Here is a 9759-nt window from a genome sequence, read left to right on the forward strand (position 1 = left end):
TAGTAACTATAAATTAGTAACTATGAACTATAACTTAATAGTAGACACTTCCCGAAAGGGTATTGCAATGGCGCTGTGCGCGGACTCCGTGTACGAGGAAATGGTCGATCCGTCTGCCAAGGGCGAAATCCTGAGCGCAAGCCTCGACAATCTTTTGGCTAAGGTCGGTGCCACACTCGACGACGTGAAGCGCGTCATGGTGACAGTAGGGCCGGGTTCGTTCAGCGGACTGCGCACGGGCGTCGCATTCTGCCAGGGGCTTTGCTTTAGCGGCAAGCGCAATTTGTACGGCGTGACGACATTGCAAGCACTCGCCTGCTTTGCCGGCGTTCCCGATGAATCCGTTGCCGTCGTGATTCGCGCTCGCAATGAATTCTGGTACTTGCGTTTGAACAACGAAGAGAGCTTTATCGAAACTGCAGACGTTGTGGCTCGACTCCAGGCAAGCTCCGTGAAGAACGCCGTTGTCGATGCAGCCGCACTTGCAGACGAAACACTCGTCGCCGTTTTCAAGGACAAGGGAATCGCAACGACTCTCGACACCGACAAGAAGCTCGACATGTGGACCCCGCTTTTTGATACGGTGAAGCCCTCGCTCATTCAAGAAGCGAACTACATCCAGCCCTCGTACTTCGAGAAGCTGAAGGTGTAGTAGGCGGTAGGAAGTAGACAGAAGAATGTTGGCTGTAGGATGAAAGCGTCATCCTGAGAAGCGAAGCGACGAAGGATCCAGTAAAGTCTTGAGATTGCAATAATGAAACTTAACTGGATTCCTCACTTCGTTCGGAATGACGGAGAAGCCGGAGTAAAAGGACTTTTAAATGCAGTTACGACAGATGAATGAAAACGATTTGCCACAAGTTCTCGAACTGCAACGGGAACTTGCGTTTCAGGATTGGAACGAAAAGCAGTTTCTGTCGGAAATCCGCGCAAGTTACGCGTACTGCGTTGTTTGTGAAGAAGCCGACAAGCTTTTAGGCTACGCAATATTCCATTTGCTCGGCCCCGATTCCGAACTGTTGAGCATTGCGACACGCACATCTGAACAGCGCAAGGGCATCGGCAGTCAGCTTTTGAAAGCGGGTTTAGACAAACTCACCGAAAGCGGCGACCAATGCTTTTTGGAAGTCCGCGACGGGAACGCCAAGGCTCGAGCCTTTTACGAGAAGCACGGATTCAAGTTGTATAGCGTCCGCAAGAAATATTATTCCGATGGCGAAGACGCCGCATTGTACAAGTTCAGCAGGTAAAAACGTTGTCAAAAATCCTAAAAACAGAAAAAATTGACCATAAGAAAAAAAGCTTCAGCATCGGTTTGGCATTGCTGATTTTACTGGCTATAGCCGTTTTGACTTATGTCATTTTTGAAAAAAGCGGACTCTGGCTTGTCGAAGATGACGATCTCGAGCACGTGAAGTGGGTAGCCATTCTTGATGGACAAACGCCCGACCTGGAACGCAGCGACTACGCCGCCAACCTTTTAAAAGAAGGGGTCGTGGATTCCGTGCTCATCCTCGGACGCCGTGCCTACCGCGATCGCAGCAATTCCGAATTTTACGCCGAAGACTTCATGAAGCTTGGCGCTTTTGACGAAAAAGCCATTTATCTCGTTCCGCACAACGATCCGTCCACAATCGCCGAAGCCTACACGCTTATCCCATGGCTAAAGAGCCGAAACATCGATACGGTCCTTTTGCTAACGGGCGCAACTTCAACGTACCGTGTCAAAAGAATTTTCCAAAAGCTTTCCGGGAACAGCCCTGTTTACCTCACAAAAAATATCCACCACATCACATACGATCCTGCATGCTGGTACAACAACCGAGAATCGCGCAAGGACTGGCTCCGCAGCTGGGCGGCTTTGTTTGCATCGTACATAGACCTTTTCAATATCGACACGCTAAGCGTTGCGGATTCTTCTTACTACAAGCCCATCCGTTCTTACGCGGAATACAAAAAAGAATGGCGCCCCAAGGTGAACTTGCAAAAGATTCTTCCCAAGATCGAAGAAAAGATAAAAGCGGAATCGGAGAAAGAGATCATCAAGGATTCCGTCGCAACGGCTGTAAAAGATTCGAGCAAGACGCAAGAAAAAGCTCCGGCAAAAGCTTCGGCTAAAGAAACGCCGAAAGACAAGAAGGCAGAAGCCAAGAAGCGCAAATAGCGAAACACTATAGCGTCGTTCTGACACCGAAGGTGGAAGAACCCAGTAAAATCAAGTGTTGCAGCGACAAGACTTAACTGGATGGGGCAAAGCCCCATGACGGAGAAGCGGCGCAGGATGCGTCAACTTCAATTAAACGCTGAGCAGCAACAGTGCTGCGGTCAATGGCGCACTCCAGTTGATCGCGACTTCGTTACTTGCAAAAGAACTCTGTTCATCAGCATACGACATACCGCGGGCCTCGCCCAAGTAATGCGGATTTCTGTGCATGTCCTGGCGGTCCTCGTTAATGCCGCCAACAACAAGCCCTGGCACAGGTTCAAGAACCCCATCAGAATGGCTAATGCGGTGGTGCGGGAACTTCGGGGAACTCCATGCAGAACCCGTTACAAAGCACACGTCAACCGGATTTTTACCGTAAACAAATTCAATCTGCTCCATTGCAGCATTGCGGTACTTCGAATCGTGAAGCCATTCATACGCCAAATACAAAGTAAGCGCATGGTTTGCAATATCGCCATTGCTCCCCCAAATAAATTTGCGGATCGAAAGGCGATAAGGATCTTCATTTTGCAAATGCAAGATTTCGTCAGCGGTGTATTTAAAAGCCATCCGCGCACGGTCACACCACTTGCAGTCCATAGTCGCAAGAGCATACCAAGCCAAGTTCTGCGTCGAACGCCACTGCATTCCGTACGTCGGCAAGTACAAATCCATATCAACAGGGATTTGGAATTCCAATCGTTCCAGCAAGCCCGCAACTCCGACATCGGCAATGCTTTCGACATTCTTCAGTTCCCGGTACAGCATCGCGCGCGCCCAGAAAAAGTCATCGCCCAGATCAGGGTCCCCATAGCCGCCGCTGCCTTCGGTATTGTGCGGCCATTCGACTTCAGGATTCTTTTCGGCCCAGAGGTATGCGCGAATGCTTGCAAACAAGCACTTCTCCGCAAATTCACTATCGACATCTGCATAGACATGATGCGCCTGCGCCAAGGCCCCGGCAAAGTTGAGCGCGGAAGACGTTGACTTGCCAAGAATGTAGCGCTTCTGCGATGCATCCGATTCAGACGGAGTCACAAAGCCATCCCAGCGGTAAGGAGTCACCTTGAAGAAAACGCCGCCATCGTCATCTTGCATACGCAAGAAAAATTCCAGCTCAAAGCGGACTTCGTCAAGCAAGCTCACCGGCTGTTCAAACGATTCCTTAAACGAGGCGCCACCAACAAATCCAGAATCCTTACGCAATTCGCAGGCAAGCATCAAAGTTGCAACACTTACGCCGCCATTCACAATATACTTGCCGTAATCGCCGGCATCGTACCAACCGCCATGTGCATTCCAGACGCCAGGACGGTTCATCGTCGGATGAAACTCAAGCGCATCATCCAAATGCGCTGCCGGGCGAGCCCAGGCGCCAGCATATTTTGCAGGCAGCTCAACGCCGCTCCGCTGATAATAGAACGACTTGATGTTCGCCTTGACTTCGCGTTTGAGCCACTCGTCCGAGATTTCAAACAAATGCGATTCGGAATTAAAATCATCCAGGACGATCCGATATTGCCCAGGATTTTTCACCGGCGAAAAATCGCCTTTGTACAAAAGTTCACCCGTATATTCGGGCGTACCAATTTTTTCGGCAAGGCCCTCGTAGACCACGCACGATTCAAAATCCAATATTTTAAACCGAACCGATACGGCAGATTTACCAACGGTCAATACGTCACCTTCAGAAAAGGCTATCAGAAAAGTTTTTGATTCAGCTGGGGCGTACCCGACATGGCAGTAATGGATTTTGACGCTCATACCCTAAGAATAACTTTTTTAAAGCAAGGGCGGATAAGAAAACAGCTTTCCCTATGTTTACTTCAGGGAACAGACAAAAAATGTAAAAGTAAAACTTGTTTTACATCGAACAAAACGCCAAAATAGCTTATCTGTTTTGATTTCTTTTATTACACTTTTCTCACTTTTATATTTAGATTTTATACTATGAAAAAGCCAGTCAAAATTACCCTCATCGTCCTAGGATCACTGATCCTCCTCTACTTCATCGCCCTCCTCGTAGCGCCCAAGATTGCCCGCAGCTACATCGAAGAGCACTCCAAGGAAATGATCGGCCGAAGTATTACGATCAAGGACATTAGCCTGAACCCGTTCACCTACGTCCTGGACGTCGATACGCTCGCGGTCATGGAAGCCGACGACAAGACGCCCTTTGTCGCGTTCGAAAAGTTCAGCATGAACATAAACCCGCTCAAGCTCTTCACAAAAACGCTAGACATTAGCGATATCTACATGAAAGCGCTTTACGTCCGCGTCAAGCAGCACGGCGAACGGTTCAATTTCACAGACATCCTGGAGCACCTCGCAAGGCAAGACAGCATCTACTATGCCGAGCACCCCGAAGAGAAAAAGGCCGAGGACAACAGCAACAAGAGCGCAGCCGAAATCGCAGCCGGCCTCCCCGTCAAGCTGAGCCTCCGCAATATCGTCTTTGAAAAGGGCAACATTATTTATCAGGACACAAAAGTCGGTTCCAAATTCCACATCAAGGATTTCTCAATCAACATCCCGGCAATATACCTGGAAGACAACGCAACTGGCGTCGATGTCAGCCTGAGATTTGCTGACGGCGGCGACCTTTCCGTGAAGGTCGATGCCAACATGGCAACATACGATTTCAACATCTACCTGAATCTGCACCGCTTCGCACTGGCCTGCATCAAGCCTTACCTCAACGACTTCATCAACTACAAGGATTTCGCAGGATACCTTTCTGCAAACCTCACCATCAGCGGAAACATCAACAGCATCCTCTCTTCGAATGTCAAGGGTAAAGTTTCGCTCGATAATATCGACCTCACCGAAAACAGCGGCCACAAGCTCGGCGCCGAAAACGTAACCGTCGGCATCGGCAAAGCAAACCTGACCGACAACGAATACCTCATTGATTCCGTCATCGTGGACGCCGCATTCGCGCATATCGACTTGTACAAGAACGGCAAGACGAATTTCGACATTCTCCTCGATCCGAAGAACAAGGGACAGGACATCGATACAACAAACGTCACCGAGACAAAATCGAAGGAAGAACCGAAAGAAGAACCCAAGGCTGAAGCCGCTGCAACAGATTCGTCAAGCGTAGCCGCAGCAGACTCTACAGAAAAGCCGGCTCCTGCAAAGAAGCTCAAGGCAAGGATCAACAAGCTTCTTGTCAAGAACACATACGTTACAGCCACCGACCACACCATCATCCGTCCGTTCAATTACAAGGTAACCGCCATTACCGTCACCGGTCAGAATATCAACTACGATACGCCTTGCAACGTGAATGTCACGGCGTCATTCCCCGAAGGCGGAAGCCTCTCGCTCAAGTACCACGGCGCACTCAGCAACCTCAATACGATGGACATCTACATCAGCGTAAAAAATCTCGTACTCAAGCATTTCTCGAACTATTCGCTGCACTACACGGCCTACCCCATCAAGGCAGGCACACTCGCCTTTGCAAGCGAAAACAAGATTGTAGACCGCAACCTCGACAGCAAAAACACCATTGACATTTACAATATCACCGTCGGAAACAAGGTGGACGACATCGACCCGGAATACACCGTTCCGATGAAGATCGGTCTTTACATTCTGAAGGACAAGGATGACAAGATCCAGTTCGACGTTCCTGTCAAGGGAAACCTCGACGACCCAGAATTCTCTTACGGAAAGATCATCTGGAAAACCGTCTTGAACCTGCTCGTCAAGGTCGCCGTTTCTCCGTTCAGGCTCGTCGGGAACCTGGCCATGGCAGGCGCCAACGCACTCGGTTTCGACCTTGGCAAGAACAACGAAGTGGTTATTGACGCAAACACCGAGACGTTCACTAGCGAACAGTATGCAAAGGCCATCAAGATGACCGAAATGATCCAGAAGGATCCAAACCTCATGCTGACCTTCACGCAGTACTACAATCCGAGAAGAACCGCCAAGGAATACAAGGTCAAGCAGCTCAAGATCGACTTTTACAAACAAAAGAACAACAAAACGGAATTGAACGAACTCGACCACAGGGCCATTGACGAAATGGACGAAAGCGATAAGGAATTCAAGGCTTACGTCAAGGAACACTCGGCTGAAATCGACAAGAACTACATGATGAAGGTTCTCCCCAAGATGGCAGCCCAGCGCAACGCCGACCTTCTCAAGGTTTTGCGCGCACAGCCGGGCGTCACCAAGAAGAACCTGAAAGTCATCACGGCTCCGAGAGAATCGCTCCGCAACTACAAGGACAAGCCGATGTACAAAGTCGACGTGGACGTGCAGTAACGAGCTGTTCAAGTAATTGCAAAGAACCCGCTGGCAGAAGCTTACTAGCGGGTTTACTGTTTTTAAGCAGGTACTTGACAGAGACACTTCTTTGGCTCTGTCAAGTCTGGTCGTACGGCTATTTTTTGGCTGTGGTTATGCTGCGGCGCCGAAACCTAAAAACTACCTAAATAAGGCGATTTTGAAGTAAAAATGCGGTTTTTTAGGGGCTTACAAATCAAGAAAAGTTTGCTAGCGCCTACTTTTTATACGGATTGGCTTGACAGAGTCGTTAAAAAGGCTCTGTCAAGCCTTTTTATATGGCTGCGGTAAGTTTTCCGAAAAACTGCGGTTCTGCTGCGGTTTTAGCCACGGCTCTGTCACACCAGACTGTATGGTTGCAAGAACGCTGCGGAAACCCAAAATGGCCAAAAAAGCCTAAATTCTGCATTTTCGCAGTATAAAAACATTTTTCGATGGGCTGACAAAACCCAATTTTCTTGCTATGCCAAATTATGCGTATGATTTGACTTGACAGAGCCAGAACAACAAGTTTTACACACAAAAATGAGTCCGGTACAATACCGGACTCACAACTCAATTTTATCCTAACTTTAAACTGTCCAACTTTTGATGTTCAGTTTAAAGTCGAGTCCTTTGAGTTATCCTCCTTACTATATGTGCGAAGCTGTGCTCCACAAATCACCATCGTAATTTTATTCAACATCATCTATAGCTACCGGCTTTGGAACCGAGAGATTCGACACACAACTATCAATCTGGTTCAAGTTGTCCTGTTTACTTTTCAAAATTGCCGATTGAACAACCGCATCATACGATGATTTCAGCTGCGAAAATTCCGAAGAAAAGCGATACGATCCATCCGAACATTGCAATATTTTAGGCACGGCATTATCACAAGGTTGGAGCCCCGTTCTTGAAGCCGGAATTTCCAGGCCCAATTTTACTCGAAGGTTTGATACACACAGACTCATTGCCAAGTCACGTTTGTTAAACTTGGAAATAGCCTCTTCGAACGCTTCATCGTAACCGATCCTATACCCTTCGTGTACCGCGATGGAATCTGCATAATTACATTCACAGAAATTTTCTACGGCAACAGGAGAAACACAAGACTCATCGACAACAGGTAAATTCTCTTCATCCAAGAATTTTCGTTTATTCGTTTTCACATATCGACCAATTCGACTAATTTTGAATTCGTCCATTTCATAGTTTCTTACTCCAAGGATTTCAAATCTTATCCCCGTCAAATGCTTCACCGCTTCTTCGACACTAATGAAAGGCGATTGAGTTGATTCACCATCAACATTGCGAGCTACCACAAAATCACTCCAAGCAAAACATTCGTTGCGTTCATCTTGTTCCCTATACGCAAACCCACCTTCCGAAATATAAGCGCTCAAACGGACCTGATAGAAAGCATCCCCCATCAGAGTATTGACGGAATCGTCAAAATCAAGAACCATCGAGATTTGGTCATCCGTTTGATAACCAACACACAAGCCGCCCATTTCACTCACATCTACAGCCTCAAATTTTCCAGACGCATCTTTTCCAGCCATAGCAAACCCAACATTGACAGAAGGAAGCTTTATCCACTCGCCCCATTCAGGTCCACGATTCATCATACCATAACCTACAGGCGTGAAATTCGCTTTTCCGCAAATTGCGCCACCGCATGCCTGAAGAACTTGGCTAAACGCAAGCGAATCATAACTATCACCCACCTCAGCCGACCACTCAACACTCGGGAGCAAAAGCTCAGTAGAATCAAACTTATAATACCATATCCCCGAAGTATTAGTCCCGTTATCGTAACCGGTGCGCACGCGATAACCTGATGTTGGGCCCCACATTTCAGGAGACCAGATGCAACCTTTTTCCAGAGCTTCCAAGGAATCCGTCACACCCATCACACTGCACAACACAGGCGATTGTTGAACATTCAATTCATGCCCCATATTCGGAATGCTTGTCGATCCCGAAATAGGCGAAACATTATCGGAGCACGCTGCTGCAAAGAGAATGGTCCCCAAAGCAATCAAGCTGTAGATTTTGTTATTCATATTACATCTCCTCATCTTTATTTAATTTCCAAGTTAACGGGAACAGTTGCATATTCAAATGATAAATTTGATCGGCATTTTCTGTTTCCGCGGCCATTGCCACAATTTTTTTCCTGAACGCATCTACTTCTTGAGCGATGCGCTCATAACATTCGCGATTGACCGTAAAAGTCACACTGGACACGCTACGAACTTGCGGGTCAAAGCGTTCGATAGATTCTCCGCCAAGCGCCGTCATTTTCTTTTGCAAGGCATGAATGGCATAGGCCAAGCCTTCCTGCGATGCCGTCACATTCTTTTCCGTCTGGCGATACGAACCGTCCGCGGCCTTTTTCAAGAATCCCGCTTTTGTCAAGAACTCAAGCGATTTGCAAACGTCGGCTGCAGAAATTTCGTTGCAGCACGTTTTCGCAATCTGCCCTGGAGTAGCGCCCTTCATCATCGGAGCAAGTTCACGAATCACCGGATTTTTCCAACCATCGAAATACTCGACCGCTTCCTTATCGACAATGCGAACCTTGTATTCCAACGCGATCCGACGCATCTCTTTCCAATATGGCATTTTGGCTTCGTCATCCTTGGCGTTGCAAAAATTGACGAGCGCAATGAAGTAGTTCGCTTCATAGCCCGCAAGCCCCATTGCCGAAATCATGCGGTTCATAGACACTCGGCTCAAGTTGCTCTTGCCTTCACTCACAAGTCGCAAGTAAGTCGGTGAAGAAAACCCCGCGAGTTTCGCGAATTCCCGCCAGGAGAAATACGAAGTCCGCTTTTGATCTTCGTAGAAATCCTTGATCAAGGGATGGTAATCTTTATATTCTGTTATCGGTTTCATGTAAACAAATATAGGTTTTACAGTCTTTTCATGACACAAAATTTTTATTTTTGACTAAAATTCAATACTAAATTTAAAGATTTTTTGTATATGACACAGCAAGCAACACAACAAGGCTCTAAAAAGCACAAGAACAACGGCTCTGTCAAGCCTTTTTATATAGCTGCGTGGTTATTTCCGAAAAACTGCGGTTCTGCTGCGGTTTTGACCTCGGCTCTGTCACACCAGACTGTATGGTTGCAAGAACGCTGCGGAAACCCAAAATGGCCAAAAAAGCCTAAATTCTGCATTTTCGCAGTATAAAAACATTTTTCGATGGGCTGACAAAACCCAATTTTCTTGCTATGCCAAATTATGCGTATGATTTG

The 9759-nt window shown here is 47.5% G+C and carries 8 protein-coding genes; 4 read left to right on the forward strand and 4 right to left on the reverse strand.

Annotated features, from left to right (window positions below; all coding sequences use genetic code 11):
• Nucleotides 1–22: 22 nt before the first annotated feature.
• From tsaB to B7990_RS12250, 3 genes are all read left to right on the forward strand, one after another.
• Nucleotides 23–652, forward strand: coding sequence for a tRNA (adenosine(37)-N6)-threonylcarbamoyltransferase complex dimerization subunit type 1 TsaB (tsaB, locus tag B7990_RS12240; protein WP_088641203.1), 630 nt, complete (start codon nt 23–25; stop codon nt 650–652).
• A 169-nt stretch (nt 653–821) separates the two neighbouring features.
• Nucleotides 822–1250: a ribosomal protein S18-alanine N-acetyltransferase gene (rimI, locus tag B7990_RS12245; RefSeq protein ID WP_088641204.1), complete on the forward strand. Its 429-nt coding sequence runs from the start codon at nt 822–824 to the stop codon at nt 1248–1250.
• 5 nt (nt 1251–1255) lie between these two features.
• The gene (locus B7990_RS12250) at nt 1256–2164 is read left to right on the forward strand and encodes a YdcF family protein (protein WP_176407321.1); all 909 of its coding nucleotides are present in this window, start codon (nt 1256–1258) and stop codon (nt 2162–2164) included.
• Between the two features lie 132 nt (nt 2165–2296).
• Here B7990_RS12250 and B7990_RS12255 read toward each other — a convergent pair whose 3' ends face one another.
• Complete coding sequence (locus B7990_RS12255) at nt 2297–3970, reverse strand: glycoside hydrolase family 9 protein (RefSeq protein WP_088641206.1); 1674 nt, start codon at nt 3968–3970, stop codon at nt 2297–2299.
• 186 nt (nt 3971–4156) lie between these two features.
• Here B7990_RS12255 and B7990_RS12260 point away from each other — a divergent pair, with 186 nt between their 5' ends.
• Nucleotides 4157–6487, forward strand: coding sequence for a DUF748 domain-containing protein (locus B7990_RS12260; RefSeq protein WP_088641207.1), 2331 nt, complete (start codon nt 4157–4159; stop codon nt 6485–6487).
• Between the two features lie 695 nt (nt 6488–7182).
• Here B7990_RS12260 and B7990_RS12265 read toward each other — a convergent pair.
• The 3 genes from B7990_RS12265 to B7990_RS15020 all read right to left on the reverse strand — a co-directional run.
• On the reverse strand, nt 7183–8556 hold the full coding sequence (locus B7990_RS12265) for a hypothetical protein (RefSeq protein WP_088641208.1): 1374 nt from the start codon (nt 8554–8556) through the stop codon (nt 7183–7185).
• Between the two features lies 1 nt (nt 8557).
• Nucleotides 8558–9391, reverse strand: coding sequence for a TIGR02147 family protein (locus tag B7990_RS12270; protein ID WP_088641209.1), 834 nt, complete (start codon nt 9389–9391; stop codon nt 8558–8560).
• Between the two features lie 155 nt (nt 9392–9546).
• Nucleotides 9547–9759 (reverse strand): hypothetical protein (locus B7990_RS15020; RefSeq protein ID WP_217897551.1); only part of this gene is annotated, 213 nt, incomplete at its 5' end.

Source organism: Fibrobacter sp. UWB4 (genome assembly GCF_002210345.1).
Taxonomy (GTDB): Bacteria; Fibrobacterota; Fibrobacteria; order Fibrobacterales; family Fibrobacteraceae; genus Fibrobacter.

Coding starts and splice junctions, on each gene's coding strand:
- tsaB (WP_088641203.1), top strand. CDS start 23: ATGAACTATAACTTAATAGTAGACACTTCCCGAAAGGGTATTGCAATG.
- rimI (WP_088641204.1), top strand. CDS start 822: ATGCAGTTACGACAGATGAATGAAAACGATTTGCCACAAGTTCTCGAA.
- B7990_RS12255 (WP_088641206.1), bottom strand. CDS start 3,970: ATGAGCGTCAAAATCCATTACTGCCATGTCGGGTACGCCCCAGCTGAA.
- B7990_RS12260 (WP_088641207.1), top strand. CDS start 4,157: ATGAAAAAGCCAGTCAAAATTACCCTCATCGTCCTAGGATCACTGATC.
- B7990_RS12265 (WP_088641208.1), bottom strand. CDS start 8,556: ATGAATAACAAAATCTACAGCTTGATTGCTTTGGGGACCATTCTCTTT.
- B7990_RS12270 (WP_088641209.1), bottom strand. CDS start 9,391: ATGAAACCGATAACAGAATATAAAGATTACCATCCCTTGATCAAGGAT.